General features: G+C 46.2%; 21 protein-coding genes. 7 read left to right on the top strand and 14 right to left on the bottom strand.

The features are described 5' to 3' along the window. Nucleotides 1–12: 12 nt before the first annotated feature. Nucleotides 13–1,947 (top strand): MacB family efflux pump subunit, encoded by a 1,935-nt coding sequence (locus OA57_RS02885; RefSeq protein WP_034613191.1) that lies wholly within the window; start codon nt 13–15, stop codon nt 1,945–1,947. Between the two features lie 7 nt (nt 1,948–1,954). Further along, nucleotides 1,955–3,334 (top strand): toxin/drug exporter TdeA, encoded by a 1,380-nt coding sequence (gene tdeA / locus OA57_RS02880; protein WP_034613189.1) that lies wholly within the window; start codon nt 1,955–1,957, stop codon nt 3,332–3,334. A 68-nt stretch (nt 3,335–3,402) separates the two neighbouring features. Here the strand turns inward: tdeA and cspD are convergent, their stop codons facing one another. Both cspD and topA read right to left on the bottom strand, forming a co-directional pair. Then, nucleotides 3,403–3,615 carry a cold shock domain-containing protein CspD gene (gene cspD, locus OA57_RS02875; protein WP_034613187.1) on the bottom strand — a complete coding sequence of 71 codons (213 nt, stop codon included), beginning with the start codon at nt 3,613–3,615 and terminating at the stop codon, nt 3,403–3,405. Between the two features lie 246 nt (nt 3,616–3,861). Then, a complete protein-coding gene (topA, locus tag OA57_RS02870; protein ID WP_034613184.1) occupies nt 3,862–6,468 on the bottom strand; it encodes a type I DNA topoisomerase in 2,607 nt (868 codons plus the stop codon). A 219-nt stretch (nt 6,469–6,687) separates the two neighbouring features. On the opposite strand from topA, the gene msrA reads away from it, so the two are divergent. After that, nucleotides 6,688–7,224: a peptide-methionine (S)-S-oxide reductase MsrA gene (gene msrA / locus OA57_RS02865; RefSeq protein ID WP_034613181.1), complete on the top strand. Its 537-nt coding sequence runs from the start codon at nt 6,688–6,690 to the stop codon at nt 7,222–7,224. Between the two features lie 41 nt (nt 7,225–7,265). Here msrA and OA57_RS02860 read toward each other — a convergent pair whose 3' ends face one another. From OA57_RS02860 to OA57_RS02850, 3 genes are read right to left on the bottom strand one after another with little or no spacing between them, the layout of a single operon-like run. Next, nucleotides 7,266–7,916, bottom strand: a complete 651-nt coding sequence (locus tag OA57_RS02860) for a 3-keto-L-gulonate-6-phosphate decarboxylase UlaD (protein ID WP_034613178.1) — start codon at nt 7,914–7,916, stop codon at nt 7,266–7,268. Nucleotides 7,917–7,952: 36 nt separating this feature from the next. Then, nucleotides 7,953–8,426, bottom strand: a complete 474-nt coding sequence (locus tag OA57_RS02855) for a PTS sugar transporter subunit IIA (RefSeq protein WP_034613175.1) — start codon at nt 8,424–8,426, stop codon at nt 7,953–7,955. A 55-nt stretch (nt 8,427–8,481) separates the two neighbouring features. Continuing rightward, nucleotides 8,482–10,275 carry a PTS ascorbate-specific subunit IIBC gene (locus OA57_RS02850; RefSeq protein ID WP_034613172.1) on the bottom strand — a complete coding sequence of 598 codons (1,794 nt, stop codon included), beginning with the start codon at nt 10,273–10,275 and terminating at the stop codon, nt 8,482–8,484. A 361-nt stretch (nt 10,276–10,636) separates the two neighbouring features. On the opposite strand from OA57_RS02850, the gene ulaR reads away from it, so the two are divergent. Together ulaR and ulaG are read left to right on the top strand one after the other, a co-directional pair. Further along, nucleotides 10,637–11,395 carry an HTH-type transcriptional regulator UlaR gene (gene ulaR / locus OA57_RS02845; protein WP_034613586.1) on the top strand — a complete coding sequence of 253 codons (759 nt, stop codon included), beginning with the start codon at nt 10,637–10,639 and terminating at the stop codon, nt 11,393–11,395. 65 nt (nt 11,396–11,460) lie between these two features. After that, entirely contained in the window at nt 11,461–12,528 is a 1,068-nt protein-coding gene (ulaG, locus tag OA57_RS02840) for an L-ascorbate 6-phosphate lactonase (RefSeq protein WP_034613169.1), read from the top strand. A 105-nt stretch (nt 12,529–12,633) separates the two neighbouring features. Here the strand turns inward: ulaG and araD are convergent, their stop codons facing one another. The 8 genes from araD to yiaK form a co-directional block, all read right to left on the bottom strand. After that, a complete protein-coding gene (gene araD, locus OA57_RS02835) occupies nt 12,634–13,329 on the bottom strand; it encodes an L-ribulose-5-phosphate 4-epimerase (protein ID WP_034613166.1) in 696 nt (231 codons plus the stop codon). Continuing rightward, on the bottom strand, nt 13,323–14,183 hold the full coding sequence (locus tag OA57_RS02830; RefSeq protein ID WP_034613162.1) for an L-ribulose-5-phosphate 3-epimerase: 861 nt from the start codon (nt 14,181–14,183) through the stop codon (nt 13,323–13,325). Before OA57_RS02830 ends, araD begins: the two co-directional genes overlap by 7 nt. 42 nt (nt 14,184–14,225) lie before the next feature. After that, entirely contained in the window at nt 14,226–15,710 is a 1,485-nt protein-coding gene (locus tag OA57_RS02825) for an FGGY-family carbohydrate kinase (protein WP_034613148.1), read from the bottom strand. Nucleotides 15,711–15,837: 127 nt separating this feature from the next. Then, on the bottom strand, nt 15,838–16,815 hold the full coding sequence (locus OA57_RS02820; protein ID WP_034613145.1) for a TRAP transporter substrate-binding protein: 978 nt from the start codon (nt 16,813–16,815) through the stop codon (nt 15,838–15,840). Nucleotides 16,816–16,842: 27 nt separating this feature from the next. Then, a complete protein-coding gene (locus tag OA57_RS02815; protein ID WP_034613143.1) occupies nt 16,843–18,123 on the bottom strand; it encodes a TRAP transporter large permease subunit in 1,281 nt (426 codons plus the stop codon). After that, entirely contained in the window at nt 18,120–18,602 is a 483-nt protein-coding gene (locus tag OA57_RS02810; RefSeq protein ID WP_034613142.1) for a TRAP transporter small permease, read from the bottom strand. The genes OA57_RS02815 and OA57_RS02810 overlap by 4 nt, the downstream gene beginning before the upstream one ends. A gap of 24 nt (nt 18,603–18,626) precedes the next feature. Further along, on the bottom strand, nt 18,627–19,091 hold the full coding sequence (locus tag OA57_RS02805; RefSeq protein ID WP_034613140.1) for a YhcH/YjgK/YiaL family protein: 465 nt from the start codon (nt 19,089–19,091) through the stop codon (nt 18,627–18,629). Nucleotides 19,092–19,107: 16 nt separating this feature from the next. Then, nucleotides 19,108–20,106 carry a 3-dehydro-L-gulonate 2-dehydrogenase gene (yiaK, locus tag OA57_RS02800; protein WP_034613138.1) on the bottom strand — a complete coding sequence of 333 codons (999 nt, stop codon included), beginning with the start codon at nt 20,104–20,106 and terminating at the stop codon, nt 19,108–19,110. A 233-nt stretch (nt 20,107–20,339) separates the two neighbouring features. On the opposite strand from yiaK, the gene OA57_RS02795 reads away from it, so the two are divergent. Continuing rightward, nucleotides 20,340–21,146, top strand: coding sequence for an IclR family transcriptional regulator (locus tag OA57_RS02795; protein WP_034613135.1), 807 nt, complete (start codon nt 20,340–20,342; stop codon nt 21,144–21,146). A gap of 61 nt (nt 21,147–21,207) precedes the next feature. On the opposite strand, the gene thiI is transcribed toward OA57_RS02795, so the two are convergent. Continuing rightward, entirely contained in the window at nt 21,208–22,656 is a 1,449-nt protein-coding gene (thiI, locus tag OA57_RS02790; RefSeq protein ID WP_034613133.1) for a tRNA uracil 4-sulfurtransferase ThiI, read from the bottom strand. Nucleotides 22,657–22,803: 147 nt separating this feature from the next. Between thiI and xseB the strand changes: the two genes are divergently transcribed. Further along, the gene (gene xseB, locus OA57_RS02785) at nt 22,804–23,040 is read left to right on the top strand and encodes an exodeoxyribonuclease VII small subunit (RefSeq protein WP_034613130.1); all 237 of its coding nucleotides are present in this window, start codon (nt 22,804–22,806) and stop codon (nt 23,038–23,040) included.

Raw genomic sequence — 23,040 nt, 5'->3', positions numbered from 1 at the left:
GACGGTGTCAACATGAATATTATTGACGTCGGCAGGCTGAACAAATATTTTGGTGAAGGCGATAATCGGGTACATATCCTGAAAGATATTGATCTGCAAATAAAAAAAGGCGATTTTATTGCCATCATGGGTACGTCCGGTTCCGGCAAATCGACCTTAATGAATATCCTCGGTTGTCTGGATACCGCCAGTGACGGTTCATATAAAATTGACGGTGTGGAAACCTCACCGCTGTCGCGTGATCAGCTCTCTGATCTGCGTCAGAAAAAATTCGGCTTTATTTTCCAGCGTTATAACCTGCTCTCCGCCTTAAATGCGGTCGAAAATGTTGCATTGCCGGCGGTTTATGCCGGTTTGCCGCATGACCAACGGTTGCAAAAAGCCAAAAACCTGTTGGAAAAACTCAATCTCAGCGATAAATTCGACAATAAACCCAATCAGCTTTCCGGCGGTCAGCAGCAACGGGTCAGTATCGCGCGCGCACTGATGAACGGCGGCGAAGTGATTCTTGCCGATGAGCCGACAGGCGCGCTCGATTCCAAGAGCGGTTTAATGGTGATGCAAATTTTGCAGGATCTGCACCGTGAAGGACACACGATTATTTTGGTGACGCACGATAAAGATGTCGCCGATTATGCCAACCGCATCATCGAAATCAAGGACGGACGAATCATCAATGATTCCCGTCGTTCCGATGAAATTATCGAGAAAGATATCGCCGTCAGCATTCAGAAAAATCGCATTTCCCGCCTCAAGGATCAGCTGGTGGAATCGTTCAACATGTCGGTCAGTGCGATTTTGGCGCATAAAATGCGCTCCCTGCTGACCATGCTCGGCATCATTATCGGCATCACTTCCGTGATCTGCGTGGTGGCTATCGGCAACGGTTCACAGCAAAAAATCCTTTCTAATATCAATTCGTTGGGAACCAATACCATGGATATTTATAACGGTACCGGTTTCGGCGATCGGCGGGCAAACCGCAGTAAAAACCTCACGGTTCAAGATTCGGACGTACTGGCAAAACAACATTATATTGAAAGTGCCACACCGAACAGTGCCGTCAGCGGCACGCTGACCTACGGCAGTAAAGCGGTCAGTGCGCAGGTTAGAGGCGTTGGCGATCAATTTTTCAACGTCAAAGGGTTAACCTTGAAACAAGGACAAGTATTTAATCAGGACGATGTCAAAAACAGCAGTCAAGTCGCGGTGATCGATGAAAATACACAGCGTGAGCTGTTTCCCGACAAATCCCCGCTGGGGCAAATTATCATGATCGATAAAAAGCCGTTAAAAATTATCGGTGTTGCCGCCACCAACAATAATATGGGCATGATGAGCAGCAATTTGACGATTTGGATTCCCTACACGACCGCAATGAATAAAATTTCCGGTGAAAAAACCATTGACTCCATTACCGTCAAAGTGAAAAACAACATCAACACGCAAATTGCCGAAAAAAATCTGACCCAATTGCTGACCATGCGGCACGGCACAAAAGATTTCTTTGTGATGAATACCGATACCATCAAACAAACGATTGAAAGCACCACCAACACCATGAAACTGTTAATTTCGTCTATTGCCTTGATTTCACTGATTGTCGGCGGTATCGGCGTGATGAATATCATGCTGGTTTCCGTCACCGAACGCACCAAAGAGATCGGCGTCCGCATGGCAGTCGGCGCCAGACAATCGAATATTCTGCAACAATTTTTAATTGAAGCTACGCTGATTTGTGTTATCGGCGGCGTGGTCGGGATTGTCCTGTCCTATTTTGTCGGCTTGCTGTTTAACACATTCATGAGCGATTTTACGATGCTGTTCTCGCCGGCTTCCATCATTGCCGCCGTGATCTGCGCCAGCTTGATCGGCTTGATTTTTGGTTTTCTTCCGGCCAAAAATGCCTCACAATTAAACCCGATTACCGCACTTTCAAGGGAATAACAACAATATGATTTCGATACCATACCTCAACCGCACCGCTGCCGTCCTATTGTTTAGCGGCTTTTTGGCGGCTTGTGCCAACAATGAAAACCAACAAAGCTATCGTCAGGAAATGCAGCAGTTCGAACAATATCGACAGCTGACCGAACAATATCAAATCAATCAAAACTGGTGGACACAATATCATGACGCCCAGCTTAACCGCCTGATTGACACCGCACTTGCCAATAATCTGGATTTGGCGAAAGCGGCGGTTAACGTCAATCGCGCCTTATATAATGCCAACCTGCTGGGCGCGGATTTAGTACCGACCTTCAGCGGCTCGCTTTCCGGCAGGATACAAAAGAATACCGAAAGCGGCGTATCCACCCGCACTTACGGCAGCTCACTGGGCATCAATTATACGCTTGATTTATGGCGCAAACTGGCGGACAGCGCCAATGCCGCCGAATGGGAACACAAAGCGACCGAATCCGATCTGGACGCCGTTAAACTCACCCTGATTAATCAAGTGATCGACACCTATTATCAAATAGCCTACTTAAAACAAGCCGCTGACATTGTCAGAAGCAATATCAATACTTACAACCAAATCACCGCCATCACTCAAAATCAAGTCAATCAAGGCATGACGCTGCAACTGGATGCGGATCAGTCTCGTCAAGCGGTATTATCCGCCGAGAATCAATTGATTTCATACCAATCCCAATTGCAAACCGCCGAAACCATGCTGCGTAATCTTTTAAATCTGCAACCGCAACAAAATCCGGGATTAAGTGCGGTTAATCTAAAAACCTTAAAACTGCAATCGGTTAATCTGAATATTCCGCTGTCGACGATTGCCAACCGTCCGGATTTAAAAGCGTATCAATATCGGCTGAGCTCCGCTTTTAAAGATCTCAACGCCATGGAAAAAAGCTGGTATCCGAGTATTACGCTCGGTGCAAGCCTGACGACCGGCGGAACAACCGGCGGCAATATGTTCGATGTACCGCTAAGTGCCGGCACGGTAGGCATCAATTTACCGTTTTTAGATTGGAACCGGGTGAAATGGAACGTCAAACTGTCCGAAGCCGCCTATGAAACAGCCAAACTGAATTTCCAGCAGGGCATTACCACTGCCTTGAATGAAATTGACAACAACTATAAAGCCTATCAATTGGCACAGCAAAGTCATCGCAACCTGAATCAAAAATACCAGTATGACCGCAATATCAGCAACACCTACCGTTTGCAATATAATGCCGGTGTTGCCGCCATGAAAGACTGGCTGACCGCACTTGCCACCGAACAAAATTCCGAGCTCAATATTTTACAGGCAAAATACGATTTACTTCGCTATGAAAATGCGATTTATCAAAGTATGGCCGGCAAATATCAACGCTAGCTTTTAAAGCGAAATAATAAAAAACGGACATAAGCATTGTCCGTTTTTTATCACTTAGCCGACGGATTTTATTCTAACGGCACCGGCACGATTTTGGTGGCGTGAGACCCCTTATCGCCGTGAATAGCTTCAAACTGCACCTTTTGACCGGCTTTCAAAGAGCGATAACCGTCCATCTCAATCACTGAGTAATGTACGAAAATATCTTCCGCACCACTGTCTTCCGCAATGAATCCGAACCCTTTTGCGTTGTTAAACCATTTAACTGTTCCAATTTGCATACTGCAACCTCATTTTTTCTTTATCCGGCGATTAAGCTGACCGGTTCTTGATTAAATTGGTCAACTTATTGATTATACTGAAATAAACTTAAGCAATGTGCAATCACCAATCCGGAAAAATATGTGTGAGATCACAAAATTAATGCAACATTATCATTAACTTGGCTGTAGATGAGAAAAAAAGAGAGGAAAACCTCTCTTTTTAGTTGATTTTGTCGGTTTTTACGAGCGATTATCAAGATAGCCCTATTTTTTTCTTTCAAGCCATTTGCCGTCAATATAATCCGCAATCCATTTGGTTGCTTTGCCGTCTTTTTCCGACGTCACATACTGCCGCTTTTCCTTGCGGCTGAAACGGACGATGGTTTTATTACCGTCGCTGTCTACTGTCGGCGCTTCCGTCAAGTAATGGAATTTTTCCGGTAAACGATCTTTAAAACGAACCAGCTCTTCAATATACGGTGCGCGAGTTTCACGTGATTTCGGGAAGTTGTGTGCCGACATGAAAATACCGCTCGCCCCGTCACGCAATACAAAATAGGCATCCGATTTCTCGCACGGTAACTCCGGAAATGCAACCGGATCTTCTTTCGGCGGTGCGACTTCCCCGTTTTTCAAAATCTTACGGGTATTGGAACAGTTGGTGCACCCCATATATTTGCCGAAACGTCCCAACTTCAGATGCATATCGGCACCGCACTTGTCGCATTCGACCACCGGACCGTCATAGCCCTTGATTTTAAATGTCCCTTCTTCGATCAAGTAGCCGTCACAATTCGGATTATTACCGCAAATATGCAGTTTGCGCTGACCGTCAATCAGGTAACTGTCCATTGCGGTATGACATTTCGGACAGCGTTTGCGTTTACGCAACGCATCGGTTTCCGAATCATCGTCCAACACATTTAACAATTCCGCCTCAGGAATCAGGTTAATCGTCGTCTTACAGCGCTCTTTCGGCGGCAATGCATAACCGGTACACCCTAAAAATACCCCTGTGCTGGCGGTGCGGATCGCCATATTGCGCCCGCAAGTCGGACATTTAATCTCGGTTTCCACCAAACTGTTCGGCTTCATACCGCCGTCCAGCTCATTCAGTTCGGCGGTGGTCAGTTTTTGCGAAAAATCGGCAAAAAACTGGTTTAATTCCGTTTTCCAGTCGGCATTGCCGTTGGCAATTTGATCCAGCTGATCTTCCATATTGGCGGTAAAGTCGTAATTCATTAATTCACTGAATGACTGATTCAAACGATCGGTGACAATTTCCCCCATTTTTTCGGCATAAAAACGGCGATTTTCCACCCGTACATAACCGCGTTCCTGAATGGTTGAAATAATCGCCGCATAAGTGGACGGCCTGCCGATACCGCGCTTTTCCAATTCACGCACCAGTGCCGCTTCGGTATAACGTGCCGGCGGTTTAGTGAAATGCTGCTGCGGCAGAATTTTTTCCAAATTCAGCTTTTCGTTCACCGCCACCTGCGGCAGCACTTGATCTTCTGCGCTCTTGCCCATGACCGGCAACACTTTGGTCCAACCGTCAAAACGCAAGATACGGCCTTTGGTCTTCAACTCGTACTCGCCTGCCCGCACGGTCAGTGTGGTCGAATCATATTGCGCCGGCGGCATTTGACACGCCAAAAACTGGCGTCGGATCAAATCGTACAACCGCACCGCATCTTTATCCATGCCGTTGAGGTCATTATCCTTGACTGCCACGTCTGACGGGCGAATCGCTTCGTGCGCCTCTTGCGCATTCTGTTTACTGGAATAGAAATTCGGTTTTTCCGGCAAATAGGCTTTGCCAAACTGTTTTTCAATATAGCTGCGAGCCATATTCAGTGCGTCTTGGCTCAAATTGGTCGAGTCGGTACGCATATAAGTGATATAACCGGCTTCATACAGGCGTTGCGCCAACATCATGGTTTTCTTTACCCCAAAGCCGAGCCGGGTGCTTGCCGCCTGTTGCAGGGTTGAGGTAATAAACGGCGCTTTGGCGCGCGAACTGGTCGGTTTGGTTTCCAGCGCACTGACGATATAATCCGCTTTCTGCAACGCGGCAACGGCGATATCCGCCTGCTGTTGGTTGACCGGTTCAAATTTTTTGCCGTTGAATTGGGCGACATCCAGACGAATTCCCTGCTTCTGAGTCGTTTGGGTTTCCACCGCGACTTCCCAGAACTCTTTCGGGTCAAACGACTTGATTTCACGTTCACGTTCAACCAGCAATTTCACCGCCACCGACTGCACCCGCCCCGCCGACAAACCGCGCGCCACTTTTTTCCATAATAACGGCGACACCATAAAACCCACTACCCGATCTAAAAAACGGCGGGTTTGCTGCGCATTCACCCTGTCCAGATTCAGCTGCTCGGGTTTATTAAAGGCGTTGTTAATCGCATTTTTGGTGATCTCGTTAAAAACGACGCGACTATAACGTTCATCATCGCCGCCGATAACTTCACGCAAATGCCAGGCTATCGCTTCCCCTTCTCTATCCAAGTCGGTTGCGAGATAAATATGATCGGCTTTTTTCGCCAACGATTTCAGTTCGGCAACCACTTTTTCTTTGCCCGGTAAAATCTGGTAATTGGCTTTCCAGCCGTGATAAGGGTCAATCCCCATGCGTTTTACCAATGCTTCGCGATCGCGGCTCTCTTTCAAGGTCGCTTTTTCTTCCGCACTCATGCCTTTGGTCGATACCGCTTTACGCTTCTCACCGTTGGATGATCCTGCCGTCGGCAAATCACGGATATGGCCGACACTGGATTTCACTACATAATCTTTCCCCAAATATTTATTTATCGTTTTTGCTTTTGCCGGGGATTCCACAATAACTAATGATTTACTCATCTTTTTCCTATCATTATTCAATGCCTTGCCTTGTTACCGTTTTCGGTTCACAAGACGCGGACATAATAAAATGCGCTGACAATAACAAGGTTTGCCGAGGAATACAATAGCCGATTGCACAAACCGCCTAATTCGGCAGTCGTTTTATACCTTGCGTCTTGTACTCTACCGCACTTTGACGCAAAATGATCCGAGCTGACACAACTAACGGGAAATCTTATGCAAACAGCAATTTTGGCAGGCGGCTGCTTTTGGTGTATTGAAGCGGTATACAATCAAATCAACGGGGTGCAAAGTGCGGTATCGGGTTACATCGGCGGACATGCAGCAAACCCGACTTACCGCCAAGTGTGCGACACGGACAGCGGACACGCCGAAGCGGTGAAAATCGAATTTGATCCGTCCGTTATCGATTATCAGGCGCTATTGGAAATTTTTTTCGCCATTCACAATCCGACCGAATTAAATCGCCAAGGCAATGACATCGGCACACAATACCGCAGTGAGATTTTTTATCTGAATGAGCAACAAAAGCAGCTGGCCGAACGTATGATCGCCGAGCTGCAACCGCACTTTTCACGGCCGATTGTGACGAAATTAAGCCCTGTCACAACATTTTATCCGGCTGAAGCGTACCATCAAGGCTACTTCCGGCAAAATCCGAACAGCGGCTATTGCAGCATAGTCGTTGCGCCCAAATATTTAAAAGCGAAAATGACCTTTTCCCAATATTGGAAAAACGGGGATAACGCATAAAAAAACCTGCCCTTATTACGGGCAGGTTGAGGGTAATAAGATTATGCCCAATATTTATCGATTTCGCTGCGAATGGCTTCAGCTGTCGCTTTACCTTTATCACCGACCAATGCACGGCCGGCGATAAACGCTTTGGCATTGGTGATCGGGGCGAACAGGTGGATATCTTCCGGCACAATGCCGCCGGTGATCGACAACTGCAATCCCAAATCCGACAGCTGTTTCATTTTGACCAAATCTTGTTCAGTCCAGCCGACACCCGCCAGTTCCGCATCGCGTGAACGATGGTAAATCGCTTGGGTAATGCCTAAATCAACCCAGTTTTGCGCATCGTCCAACGTCCAATTGCCGTAAAGTTCGATCTGAATTTCACGTTGGAATTCATCCGCCACTTTTTTACAGGCGCCGATGGTGGCAATATGTGCGGCGGCAGAGACGGTAATCCAGTCCGCTCCGGCTTCAAACGCCATTTTCGCCAGAATCGCCCCGCCGTCAGTGGTTTTCATATCACAAACCAAAATGTGTTTAGGGTGTGCCTTTCTGAGCGCACTAACGGCTTGCATACCTTCGGCAAAAGCCAAAATCGTACCGATTTCGATAATATCCACATAGCCCGCCACGTTTTCCGCCGTAGAAAGTGCGGTTTCCAAATTTAAAGAATCCAGTGCAATTTGCAGTAATGGTTTTGTCATACATCCTCTCTTCATGTAATTAATCAAAATAAACGGTTATGCCTTGTTGAGTGCGTCGTCAATGACTTGATAAATCTCTTCTTTGCTATTACAAGCCTTTATTTTCGCCAAGTCAACGCCTGTTTCACTGTGTTCATCATCAAGCACCTGCGTGATTTCCATTAAACCTTGCATATGTTGATCCGACGTGCTGCCGGCCAAGGTCAGAAAGACATCGACCGGGGTATCTTCCCCTTCAAATACGACCGGCTCGGTTAATGTCACCAGCGCAAAGGCGGTTTTATTGACCCCGTCTTCCGGACGGGCATGCGGCATCGCCAAACCGGGCGCAAGAATGATATAAGGCCCCAATTCATTGATACTGCTGATAATCGCCTCATAATAACGCGGCTCTACCGCACCGGAAGCGACCAATAGATCGGTTCCGATTTTAATTGCCTGCTGCCATGTGTCGGCATATTGATTCAATTTGATCGAATCATTTTCAATCAGTGATTGTTTTAAATTCATCTTGATTCCCTCTCTTTTATTGTCGGCAACGCCCGATGCCGACATTCGGTATGTATTATTTGATATTAAAACGCTGTTGGATAATCGCAATCAGTTCTTCGCCGAAAGAATTCGGGTTCAACATATTTTGCACCCCAAGAATCACTTTATTTTCCGGCACCTGCATCTCTCCCGCCAAATGTTTAGACGAAACAATAATATCAGTGCTGTCGAGTTTGGATTTGTAATCGGAAATCGCACAGGAATCCATAATATTCGGAATACCTTTTTTATCCAAGTAAGCACCGATTTTCATCTTCATCATCATAGAAGAACCCTGACCGTTACCGCACACCGCCAATACCCGCACCGGTTTAATATCATTCAGATTCTCGTCGTTTTCGATTATGCCGTCCGCCGCATTTTCATTGACATCATAATCCAAGCCGTAACCGTCCATTTGATCCAGTGTTTTTCCGGCAGCCGCTGCCGCCGCTTCGTCCGCCCGTAGTTTTTTAGCGGCAAATGTCATATAAACCATTGCCAGTGCGATAATCACAAAGATGAAAAACGGAATACTGTTCAAGCCTTGCAAAATCGGCGGGAACACTAACGCCCAGTCCGCCATCCCCATCCAACCGTTAAACGGCGTACCATTCTCGGCAAAAATTCGGATAGCCCAAGCGGAACCCAGCACTTCTATAATCCCCATCACAAAACAGATTTTCATCACCGATTTCCAACCGCCGAAATGGTTGGCAAATACGCCGATAGTCGCATTGGAGAAAAACATCGGAATAAAGCCGGGAATAATCATAATCGGCGAATCAAACAATAATAGTCCGATTACCGCCACAAACTGCCCGATTGCCCCCCACATGAAACCGAATACCATCGCATTCGGCGAGTAAGCATAGATTGCGGCACAGTCAATCGCCAACACCGCATTCGGAATAATGCGCTCGGAAATCCCTTTAAATGCTTCGGAAAGCTCGGCAACAAACATACGCACACCGGCAACAATCACTTGAATCGCCACCGCAAATTTTAGCCCCGTTTCTAAAATATAAATCGTCCAATGGGTTTTGCCCGCCATTGCCTGTAAATTTTCCAGCCCGAACGAAAGCAGGATAATGCCAAAAAAGACGGTCATAACGATTGCCGTGGCGGAAATGCTGTCATGAAAAATATGCAGCCACTTCGGTAATTTCAAATTATCGACGGAATCGTTTTTATCCCCTAGTTTCGGTGCAATTTTGGTGGCAATCCAAGAGGCAAACTGTTGTTGATGCCCGATAGAAAAACCGGCGCCGCCGGTCACGGCTTGTGTCGCTTTATACATGATATTCGATGAAATACTCCAGTATAACGCCATCAAAATCGCCGTATAAATGATGGTTTCCCACATTGAAGCACCGATAACCAGATAAAAAACCGCCACCAGTCCGGCTTGTTGGAACATGATATGTCCGGTCAGCATAATCGTACGAATGCCGGTAAAACGGCGGAAAACCACTAATAAGATATTCAACGCCAGTGCCAACAGCACTGCATAGCCGACCCAAGAGTAATCATCACCCATCGTTTCCATAGTTGCCATCATGCTGGTATAGGGATCAATCACCGAACCGGTCAAATGGTGATATTCGGATAATTTTTCAATCACCGGCTTAAACCCGCCGACCAGCGTCGAAGCACCGACTTGAACCAACATAAAACCGACAATGGTTTTGATCGAGCCTTTCAACACGGTTGTCGTGTCTTTTCTTAACAGAATATAACCTATGCAAGTCACCAGCCCCAACAATAAAGGGGCTTTTGTCATAACTTGGCTGTAGAATATATAAAATATGTTATATAGTGTTTCCATGATTCACTCCATAGAGATGATGGGATTAATGATCAGAAATGATGACCTTTTTGTGCGCCAGCGAATCGAAGCAAATGAAATTTTCAATATGGCCTTGATTCTTGGCACACAGAATAGGTCATTATTAGTGATTAAATAAAGATTATTTTTGATTTTATGTGATCCAGATCTAAAATTTTCTTGTTTTAACTTATCATTAAGGTGTTATAAAAAATCTGAAATAAAATTTAATTTATTTATAATCAATAGATTACAAAGAAAACCGCTCTTTATGAGCATTTTTGAGTAAAAAATCATTGATAATCATATGTGTGATTGCTATATTAATGAAAAATCACACAACAATCATTGTGAGGTTTTTATGACTGAATTACAAAGACAGCATGCCCTGCTGGAACTGCTTGAACAGCAAGGTTCGGTGACGGTTGCGGAAATCGTTCAAAACTTTGGTATTTCGCCGGCGACGGCACGACGAGACATAACCAAACTGGATACCTTGGGAAAATTGAAAAAGGTGCGCAACGGCGCTTTTCCGAGTGAAGAAAATAAAAATGCCGATTGGTCGCCATTGACTATCCGTGAAGCGAGCAATTACGACGAAAAAGCCGGTATAGCCAAACAGGCGGCAAAAATTTGTAAAAGCGGCGACAGTATTGTGATCAATTGCGGCTCTACTGCATTTATGTTGGGGCAGGAAATTTGCGGAAAGTCCGTGCAGGTAATTACCAATTACTTCCCGCTGTTAAATTATTTGATTGAGCAAAATCATGAAAACTTGGTAGTTTTGGGTGGTCAATACTATAAAGAAAGAAGCCTGTTCTTAACCACAGAGCAAAAAACCGATGCTTTTTATGCCGGACACTATATGTTCACCAGCGGCAGCGGTTTAAGTGAAGAAGGGTTGTTTAAAGTCGATCTGCTTTCTGCCATGGTGGAGCAAAAAATGCTCGATCATGTCAACAAGGTGGTCGCACTGGTCGACAGCTCAAAAGTCGGACAACGAATAGGCACACTATTCTCGCCGGCAGAAAAATTGGATATCGTTATTACCGGCAAAGATGCCGACCCGGAAATCGTTTCGGCACTACGGGAAAAAGGGGTTGAAGTCCTTTTAGTGTAGTCAGTCAATTTGCAGTGATAGCGAGTCGTAACACATTGTTCGTTAATCTAAAAAAGGTAACTATTATGAGTAAAGTTAATGAAATCACTCGCGAATCATGGATATTAAGCACATTCCCTGAATGGGGAACATGGCTTAATGAGCAAATCGAAAAAGAACACGTGCAAAAAGGCACGTTCGCTATGTGGTGGCTGGGGTGTACCGGAATCTGGCTGAAAACCGCCGGCAATACCAATATTTCAGTGGATTTCTGGTGCGGCACCGGTAAACGAAGCGGCAAAAACCCCCTGATGAACAAGCAGCACCAAATGATGAGAATGGGCGGCGTTCGCAATTTACAGCCTAACCTGAGAACATCGGTATTCGTGTTGGATCCGTTTGCGATTAAAGAAATCGATGCCGTTATGGCCACGCACGATCATGCCGATCACATCGATCCGAATGTGGCAGCGGCGGTTCTGCAAAATTGCAGCGATAGCGTCAAATTTATCGGCCCTAAAGCCTGTGTCGATTTATGGACGAAATGGGGCGTGCCAGCCGAACGTTGCATTACGGCAAAAGTCGGCGATGTGATTGAAATCGGTGATGTGAAAGTGCGGGTACTGGACGCATTCGACCGCACCGCACTTGTCACCCTGCCGCAAGGCGTTTCCTCCAAAGATAAAAGTATTCTCGACAGCATGGACGAACGTGCGGTGAATTACCTGTTTGAAACCGACGGCGGCAATCTCTACCATTCCGGCGATTCCCATTATTCCAATTACTACGCTAAACACGGCAACGACTACAAAATTGATGTCGCCTTGATGTCCTATGGCGAAAATCCGCGCGGCGTTACCGATAAAATGACCTCGTCCGATATACTGCGTGCCGCAGAATGCTTAAATACGCAAGTGGTAATCCCGATTCACCATGATATTTGGTCAAATTTCCAAAGCGATCCGCGTGAAATTGAAGTGTTATGGAAAATGAAAAAGAATCGTTTAGGCTACCAATTTGCACCCTTTTTCTGGCAAGTCGGCGGCAAATACACCTTCCCGACCGACAAAGCCAAAATGTATTTCCAACATTGGCGCGGTTTTGACGATATTTTCATTGATGAACCGGAATTGCCGTACCGCTCTTTCCTCTAATCATCAACAATATGCCGGGCATTCCCGGCATTATTTTTTTCCAATCTTCCGACAGAAAAAATCCGGCATCACGCCGGATTTCAAACATACCGCACTTTGCACGAATTATTGCCCGTAATAGGCGTTTTTACCATGTTTACGCAGGTAATGTTTATCTAACAACGTTTGCTGCATGGCTTGAATGTTCGGATTCAGTTGATGGCTGAACAGATTCATATATGCAATTTCTTCCAACACCACCGCATTATGCACCGCATTATGCGGATCGGTTCCCCAAGCAAACGGTCCATGCGAATTGACCAGTACCGCCGGAACATCTTTTGCCTGAATCCCGCGTTTTACAAAGGTTTCGACAATCACTTTGCCGGTTTCCAATTCATATTCGCCCTGAATTTCAGCATCCGTCATTAAACGAGTACAAGGAATCGCACCGTAAAAATAATCGGCATGTGTAGTGCCAAGTGCGGTCAAATCTCTGCCTGCCTGCGCCCAAGTCGTGGCATGACGGGAATGGGTGTGCACGATCCCGCCGATTTCAGGAAATTGACGATATAGCTCCAAGTGCGTCGGTGTGTCCGAAGACGGTTTTTTACTGCCTTCCACCACTTTTCCGCTGTGAAGATCCACCACCACCATATCCTCTTCCGTCATCACCTCATAATCAACACCGGAAGGTTTGATCACCACCAAGCCCTTTTCACGGTCAATACCGCTGACATTGCCCCAAGTGAACGTCACCAAGCCGTATTTAGGCAAATCGAGATTGGCTTCAAAAACCTGTTTTTTCAATTTTTTCAACATACAAAATTTCCTTCTTTCATTTTGTTTTCAATCCAACGGCGGGCATTGATAATCTCCATAATCGGCTCGTCTGACTTCTCCGTCCACATTTCAATTAAAAATGCGCCGCGATAATTCAACTTTTGCAAGGTGTCAAATACCTGCACAAAATCGACACAACCTTCACCGAACGGCACGTCACGGAACTGCCCTTTGCAACTTTCCGTCACCGCATAGGTATCTTTTAGATGAATTGCGGCAATGCGATCTATCCCCAGTTCCAATTCCTTGACTACATCATTTCCCCAAGCGGATAAATTGCCGACATCGGGATAAACCGTGAACCAAGGTGACGACAGTAAGTTATCCCACTGTTTCCATTTGGTAATCGAATTCATAAACGGTGTATCCATGATTTCAACCGCCAACATCACTTGTGCGCTCGCCGCTTTTTCAACCGCCCACTGCATTCCTTCCGTGAAACGTTTGAGCGTGCCCTCATCTTGTTGTTCATAATAAACGTCATAACCGGCCAATTGAATGGTGCGAATGCCGATATCCGCGGCAAGCCGAATGGCTTTTTCCATTATGGTATAAGCCTCCGACCGCACTTTCTCATCATGGCTGCCAAACGGAAAGCGGCGATGGCCGGAGAGGCACATCGACGGAATCGTAATTCCCGTATCCAGCACCGCATTGACGATCGCTAACCGCTCTTCTTTCGTCCAGTCCAGCCGAGCCAAACGCTCATCGGTTTCATCAATGGAAATTTCCACGAAATCAAAGCCGCAGGCTTTTGCAATCGACAAACGCTCATGCCAACTTAACTGCTTAGGTAACGCTTTTTCATAGATACCCAGTTTATGTTTTCTCATTCATCACCTCAAAAACTCAGAATAAATCAATTTGAATCACAATTAATCATTACAATGATTGTTGAAATGGCTTAAACTTTCAAGCAATAATTTATATTTTTTATATTTGGCTTGATATTTGTCATAAGCCGCCGAATCCGGCTCAATGCGAATAACGCCTGCGGCAACGATCTGCTGCGCCTGTTTGCTGTCGTCAAACACCTTCAACCCCGTCATTGCCATCAACGCCGCCCCTAAACAACCGGTTTCCTCGATTTGAGGAACTTCAACCGCCAATCCGCTCAAATCCGCCAATATCTGTAGCCAAACCGCCGATTTCGCCGGGCCGCCGGTAACGCGTAATAACGTTGTATTCGGAAAACGCTGCAACATACGATCCACATGGGACATCAAGCTGAAGATCACGCCTTCATAGATCGCTTGTAATAAATGTGCTTTGCCGTGCAATGATTGCAAACCGTAAAATCCGGCCTGCATACCAAGTCCGGCATTCGAGCCGTATAAAAACGGAATAAACAGCACACTGCTTTCCGCTTTCGGTAACGAAGCGACCAAGTCGTTGATCGCATTGTAATCGTTTATCCCCCACTGCTGCACAAACCATTCCAGATTAGCGGCAGAGGTCGGACTGGCTTCATGGACGATAAACTCGCCCTGCTGTGCATGGCGTCCATAAACAAACGGCAAGTTCTGGCTGTCATCAATATGAGCGGTTATGCCGCTGACAACCGACCAAGTTCCCATCACCGCATTAAGTTTTGTTTCATCATCCAATCCGGCACAAAGTGCGGTGGAAACGACATCGAACAATCCCCCGACAACCGCAGTTCCTTCTTTTAAGCCGGTCAGTTCGGCGGCCTCCGGCGTAATATAACCGGCAATCTGCGACGATCCGATCACCGGCGGAAGTGCGGTAAATATTTCCTCAATATCCAACAGTTTTGCCAATTCACGATCGTATTGCCCCGTTTGCATATTATACAAATTGGATTCGGAAATATTGGTCTCTTCGCAGGCAATCCGGCCGGTCAAACAATAGCGTAAATAATCGTGCGACATTAACACGGAACCGATTTGGGCATAACGTTGCGGCTCGTGCGCTTTTAGCCAACGCAGGATCGAAACCGGATGACCGGTCCACAATGTTTGTCGGGTCAACGGGTAAAGTTGTTGCGGAATCTGCTGCTGTTGCCACTGCTTTACAATCTCCAACGCCCGTTGATCCGATGACAAAATACCGTTACCCAACGGCTTTTTGTTTTTGTCCAATAAAAACAACCCTTTTCCTTGGGCAGAAATACCGACGCCTTTAATATCGCCGGCGGATACCGTAGAGGATTTTATTGCGCCGGCAATAACCTCCGCACAGGCGTGCCATAAAACCGTTAAATCCCTTTCCGCCCGCCCCGGCTGTGTGCTGATAACCGGCAAGTTACGGCGGCAATTGCCATATTCCTTGCCCTGACTGTCGTAAATACCGGCTTTGATAAACGTACCGCCGCAGTCAACCCCCAACCACAAATCCATATCTTCCCCTTACACAATGATCAATACATGATTGTATCGACACTCTATCGATAATTGATACAATCATCCATTATCTTAAGCCGAAATGGCAGCTTATACCGATGGTATAAGCTGCCGAATAGATTAATTATTCTGCTAACGCATCAACTTGTTTGATTAATGTATCGCCGTTGCGTTCAATGAAATATTGACGGACAGGCTGCTCGACAATATCACGGAACGGCTTGGTGTCCACTTGTTCAACGATTTCGATGCCGGCTTTTTTGAATTTTTCCAAGATCTCTTTTTCATTGGCTTCATTCAATTCACGCTGATAAGCGCCGGCCTCTTTTGCCGCCGCTAAAATGGCTTGCTGTACTTCCGGTGAAAAAGCGTCAAATTTTTGTTTGTTCATCACCACCAATAACGGCGTATAACCGTGATTGGTCAAACTCAAATGTTTTTGCACTTCATATAATTTTGTTGACCAGACGATCCCAATCGGGTGTTCCTGAGCATCAACGGCACGGGTTTCAAGTGCGGTATAAAGTTCAGACAGCGGCATCGGAACCGGATTAGCCCCCAACAATTTAAAGGCTTCGACATACATCGGGTTCTGATTGGTGCGGATTTTCAAACCTTTCACGTCGTCAGGCCCGTTCACGGCATGTTTGGAGTTGGTGATGGAACGGAATCCCACTTCCCAGAAAGCCAAACCTTTCAGATTTTTGTCTTCCAACTCTTTCATCAAGCCTTGTCCGATTTCGCCGTCCAGAACACGATAGGCGTGTGCTTTATCACGAAAAATAAACGGAATGTCGATGACATTCAAATTCGAGACCAACCCGCTGAAATTCGGCGAACCCGACATTTCGATATCAATGGTTCCGCCACGCACCGCACTTATCATCGTTTGTGCGTTGCCTAATGTACTGTCAGGGAAAAGCGACAATTTTAATTCGCCCTTCGTTTTCTCTTTGAGTAACTCATCAAATTTTTTGGCGGCAATGTGCTGTGTGTCGCTGCGAGGCGCTTCATAGCCAAATCGCAGGCTTGTAGCGGCTTGTGCGGTGACTGTTGCGGCAACCAGAGTCAAACCGGTTAATAATGCGGCTAATTTTTTCATATCGTTCTCCTAAAAGTAGAGTGAGCGTTAAGGTTGTAACCAACTTAACGGGGTTAAAATCAATGCAGGAAAGAAAATAAATATAAATAACAATGCTAACAGCATGAGCAAGTAAGGCAGGATGCCTTTTGCCGCCTGATCAAACGGCAATTTGGACACACCGGTTATCACATTCAGCACGTTGCCGATAGGCGGAGTAATCAAGCCGATCGAGGTATTCAGAATAAACAAGACCCCGAAATAAACCGGATCAATGCCCGCTTCATCAACCAACGGCATCAATACCGGCGTTAAAATCAAGACTGTCGGCGTCAAATCCATCACCATACCGATAATAAAAACGGCGATCATAATCACGATCAGCAATAAGGTCGGGGAATCAATCAACGGCTCCAATAATTCGGTAATCATTTGCGGCAGTTCCGCTACCGTAATCAACCAACCCGACACCTGTGCCGCCGCCACCAGCAACATCACAACCGCCGTGGTTTTTCCGGCTGCCAGCAGCACGCCGTATAATTGGCTGATTTTCAACTCCCGATAAATAAACATCGAAACCAACAGCGCATAAAACGCCGCCACCGCACCGGCTTCGGTCGGGGTAAAAATCCCTAAGCGAAAACCGCCGATAATAATAACCGGTAACAGCAGCGCCCAAGCACTATTTTTGAAAGAGATACACAACTCTTCTTTACTGGCTTTAGAGAATGTCATCAAGTTCAACCGTTTGGACTGCCATGCCCACAGCGCCGCCAAACAGCAGCCCATCAAGATACCGGGGAAAATACCGGCCATAAACAGCTTAGTGATGGAAACCCCGCTGGCAACACCAAAGATAATAAACGGAATCGACGGCGGAATAATCGGTGCGATAATGCCTGCCGCGCCGATTAAACCGGCGGAACGTTCAACCGGATAACCCGTTGTTTTCATCATCGGAATCAGCATCGCCGCCACCGCCGCCGTATCCGCCACCGCAGAACCCGACAGACTCGCCATAATCATGGCGGCAATAATCGCAACAAAACCCAAGCCGCCGCGCTTATGCCCGACCAGCTTCATCGGTAAATCAATGATTCGTTTCGACAATCCGCCGACATTCATAATTTCGCCGGCCAAAATAAAGAAAGGTATTGCCAACAGTGAAAAGCTGTCCGCACCGCTAACCAAATTTTGTGCCAAAATTTGTGCGTCAAACAAGTCCAAATGGAACATTAAAGCGACCGCACAGACAATCAGAGAAAATGCGACCGGAATCCCTAACGCAATAGAGCCCAGTAAGACGCCGAGAAAAATAACAATTGTCATGACAGCTCTCCTTGTTTGAGGTCAATCAGCGATCCGCCGAGACGAATAACCAATAAAACCCCGATCAGCGCACTCATAATGACACCGGCTAGAAAGTTTATACCGGTCGGAATACCGGATATCGGCGCATAATTGCTCATGTTTAATTCCATTTGTGCATAGCTGCCGATAAAGATCAGATAACAGCAATACAACATCACGCCATCGGTAAAAATCGATAGTATTTTGCGTTTACGCGGCGAAAGCTTGTCCGCTAACACCGTTACGCTGACATGACCGTTTTCTTTAAACATTAAAATTGCGCCTAAAAATGTCACCCAAACAAAAAGATAGCGTGATAATTCTTCTGCGATGGTGATGCTGGAATTGCCGGCGTATCGCAAGACCACATTGGCAAAAACCATGCAAGCCATGACCGCCAACATCGAAACAACCAGTATTTCCAATATTTTGCCGGCATAAAAGATAATTCGATTCATATGACTCTCCTGAACCCGATGAGGTTATAATTCACTGACTGCAATTTTGACCACGATTTTTCGAATCTTGCATGCTTTGCCGTCAATGCAGGCGGGACGATGAACATCACTCGGAAAGAAAACCGCAAAGTTTCCCGGGCGCATAACCAATTCCGATTCGTTGGCGACGTCTCGGTAAAACAGAATATCCCTTGCCGCATCATACGCATTGGCGATCGGATTATCGCCCGAATCAACGGCAACGCCGATCCGCTCTTCCCCTGCATGGAGATACTGCACATCCAGATAGTGACGGTGCACTTCCGGTAAAACGGCGGATTTTTGCTGTGTTTCCAAATCCAGCACCTGTGCATAAATCAGCTCGCCTTTAATCGGATAACGGCCGACTTCCAATTGATTAAAATCGGTATTTTTGAGGTACTCAAGTGCGGTACAAACCGCACTTGGATAATGTTTCTCCTCAAAATTTGAAATATGTCCGAAAAACATAACCTGATCCTCGATCCTACAGTGATTTCAATTTCGCCCAAACGCTGTCGTCAACCGGAATACCGTTCTCTCGGTTATCCGCCAAAATCGTTGTGAATTCATGCCCCGGCAACCGCACTTCGACATTCGGATCGGCTCTTTCCGCCGTTTTGACATAATCCATAATTTTTTCCAGCTTTTCATCTTTGGTTTTTCCGTCGATTAAGCGGTCGATCTCAATCGCAATAAACACTTGAGAAACGCAATATTCATCGTCTTTTTCTTCCGTCACTTCTGCGACCGACAAGCCGTTCGACAGCAAGGTGGCTATCATGTCCAACACGATAGACAAACCGGATCCTTTCCAATATCCCATCGGCAATAAGCGTTTATTTCTCTCAATCGTTGCCGGATCTTTGGTCAAATTGCCGTCGTCGTCAAATCCGGCATCGACAAAGGTTTGTCTGCCCGCAAGACGGTTCACTTCCAACATGCCGTAGGAATACATTGAGCAGGACATATCCACCATCGTGATCGGATTGCTCGGAATGGCGATAATCAACGGATTGGTTCCGATACGGCACTCTTTTGCGCCCCAAGGCGGCATCACCGCAATCGAATTTGTCCAACAAACACCGATATAGCCTTTCTCAGCCGCCTGCCAGCCGTAACCGCCGCCGCGCATCCAGTGATTGGCATTTTTCAGGGCGACAACGCCGATACCATGCTGATCCGCCAATGCCATCGCACGATCCATCATCTCCTTGGCGGTCAGATTGCCGATCGCCTGATGTGCATCCCACTGCTCTATTGCGCCCAATGAAAGCACTTTCGTTGCTTTGGCCGTCGGATCAATATCCCCTTTTTCCAATTGTTGGATAAAGCGCGGAAAACGGTTGACGCCGTGGGAATAAGCGCCGGCTTGGGTAGTATCGGCAAACATCTCTGCACAGGCTTCCGCCGTCTCTTCAACCACGCCTCGTGCCAATAAAACACGTTTGAATTCTTGTTTTAATTCGCTATAACTGACTCGCATCTTGACTCACCTCTTGTTTACTTTGGTTTCATATTGTGAAATGATATTTCATATATTGAATTATTTCATCGGATAAATCAAATTTAATTAAAAATTAATTTTCTTTATAATCAATAAGTTAAAAACATTTTCCAATATTGTGATCATTCTCTCATTTTCAAAAGATAAGCCATTGCTTTGTTGCCTGATAAAGGAGAATAATAAGCGCCGTATAGTATAAAAAGGTCAGAAATATGCTTGAAAATACAGAAAAAGAAGAAAAAAAAGGCGGCAGCAATCAAAGCCTGAGCCGTGGTCTGTCGCTGATTGAAATTTTGAGTAATTTTCCCAATGGCTGCCCTTTGGCAAAATTGGCGGAGATTTCAGGGCTGAATAAAAGCACCACTCACCGAATGCTGCAAAGTTTACAAGCTTGCGGCTATGTCAAACCGACCAACACCATGGGAACCTATCGCTTAACCACCAAATGTCTGGCTATCGGGCAGAAAACACTGGCATCGATGAATATTATCAATATTGCCTCTCCGTTTTTGGAAACCCTCAATTTGGATACCGGCGAAACAATCAACTTTTCCATTCGCGAAAACGGACATGCAATAATGATTTACAAACTGGAGCCGACCACCGGCATGATGCGCACCCGCTCTTATATCGGGCAGCATTTGCAACTTTATTGTTCGGCAATGGGCAAAATCTTTATGGCTTACGATCAACCTGACTACCTGCTGCATTATTGGCGTGATAACCAAAAAAAAATTGAAAAACTGACTTGCAACACCATCACGACCCTGAGCGCCATGGAACAAGAATTGGCAACCATTAAGCAACAGGGGTTTGCGATGGATGCCGAAGAAAATGAATTGGGGGTGAGTTGTATTGCCTGCCCGGTTTTCGACATTAACGGCAAAGTGATTTATTCCGTCTCTATCTCACTTTCCACCCCAAGATTGAATCAATCGGGGAAAAACGAATTGCTTCTCCACCTGAAAAAAGCCGCTAACGCTATTTCGCACGAATTAGGTTCCGACAGGTCCATTTAGCCCTCAAAGGCTTAATCGAAAATCGCAGTGCGGCAAAACACACCGCACTGCGCCATCAGCATTACCGTTTCAACACTTTCACATTGCCATATCCCTGCTGCTGTAAATACAAGGCTTGCAGTTTGCTCATCACCCCGCGTTCACAATAAAGCAGATAGGTTTTGCTGCTGTCCAGTTCGGCAAATGCCGTCGCCAATTTATAAAACGGAATTTGCAATACGCCTTGCCCTTCAATGCGCAACGGAGCGGCTTCCGTTTCCTCAGGGCTGCGCACGTCAATCACCAGTTCGTTTTCGCCGATAACCGAAGCGGTTTCAACCTCGCTGACTTGCTGTTCTGTTTGTTGCCCGATTTGACGGATATCCAAATATTGCGCATTGCCGACCGCACTTTCCAGCACGGCAAAATCAAAATTCGCCTCCTCCTGCTCGATCTTCTCTTTAATCGCTTTCACCGTCGGATTTTTAGAGATCACACCACAAAATTCCGGCATTGATTTAGCAATATCATCGGTGCCGATTTGTTTAGCCGATTCAATAATCTGTTCTTTGTCATGGGTAATCAGCGGGCGTAAAACCAGCACGTCCGCCGCTTGATCAATCAAGCGCAAATTGGTGAGCGTCTGGCTGGACACCTGCCCCAACGCTTCGCCGGTAACGATCGCCTGAATACCGAAACGTTCGGCGACTTTGGAAGCGGCGCGCACCATCATCCGCTTCAACACCACGCCCATTTGTCCGTTATCGACTTTTTCCAGAATTTCAGCCACCACCTGTTCAAAATTAATTGCGACAAACCGCACTTTATGTGATGAGCTGTAACGCTGCCAGATATGGTAAGCCATCTGCTTCACCCCGATTTCGTGCGCTGCGCCGCCCAAATTGAAGAAACAGTAATGTACTCTGGAGCCGCGGCGAATCAACATATAACTGGACACACCGGAATCAAAACCGCCGGAAATCAGCGACAGCACATCTTCCTGCGTACCGATCGGATAGCCGCCTAAACCGGCATGACGCTGCTTAATCAACATCATGTGATCGTCTTCGATATCGATCCGCACCGTCACATCGGGCTTATTGAGTTTCACCTTTGCCGTTTCAATTTGCTGGTTCAGCCCGCCGCCGACATAACGCTCGACATCGAGCGAACTGAATTCATGTTTGCCTTTACGCCGCACCCGAACACAAAAAGTGCGGTTTTCCAGCTCAGTCCGTTTCGCTTGTAACGTTTGCTCGAAAATATCGTGCAGCGAAGTAAACGGCGTATCCTCCACGTCTAAAATATGGTGAATGCCCGGCGTCTGTTGCAAATAGCCGAGAATTAATTCACGTTTTGTCTGATCCTTGCTGCGAACTTCAATGTAATCCCAATGGCGCACCACAGCGATGCTGTCGTCATGTTTCGCCAAAACGTTACGGATATTGCCGGTCAGGATTTTAATAAAGCGTTTACGAACCGAATCGCTTTTAATCATGATTTCAGGAAAGAGTTTAATAATAAATTTCATAGAATGCGGTTTATAAAAGGGTAAGAACGAAAAATTTAACGACATTGTACACGAAATTTATAAAAAAACACCGACAACAAATTGAATCTGAAGTACAATATGCCGTTTATAGATTGCAACTGACCTCAGCGTCAACCAGAGGATCGCATGGAAAAAACCAGTCAACCCAAAAAAACGGATTTTGAATCAACGCTTTCGCAACTGGAAAGTATCGTATCACGTTTGGAATCCGGCGATTTACCGTTGGAAGACGCGTTGAGCGAATTTGAGAAAGGCATCAAATTGGCACAACAAGGCCAACAACGGCTGCAAAAAGCAGAGCAACGGGTACAAATCCTGTTGGAAAAAAGTGCGGTAGCGCCGTTGAGCGATTATGACGAATAA

This window comes from Chelonobacter oris, assembly GCF_000772535.1.
Classification (GTDB): Bacteria; Pseudomonadota; Gammaproteobacteria; order Enterobacterales; family Pasteurellaceae; genus Chelonobacter; species Chelonobacter oris.
This window is presented reverse-complemented; position numbering and strand designations above follow the sequence as displayed.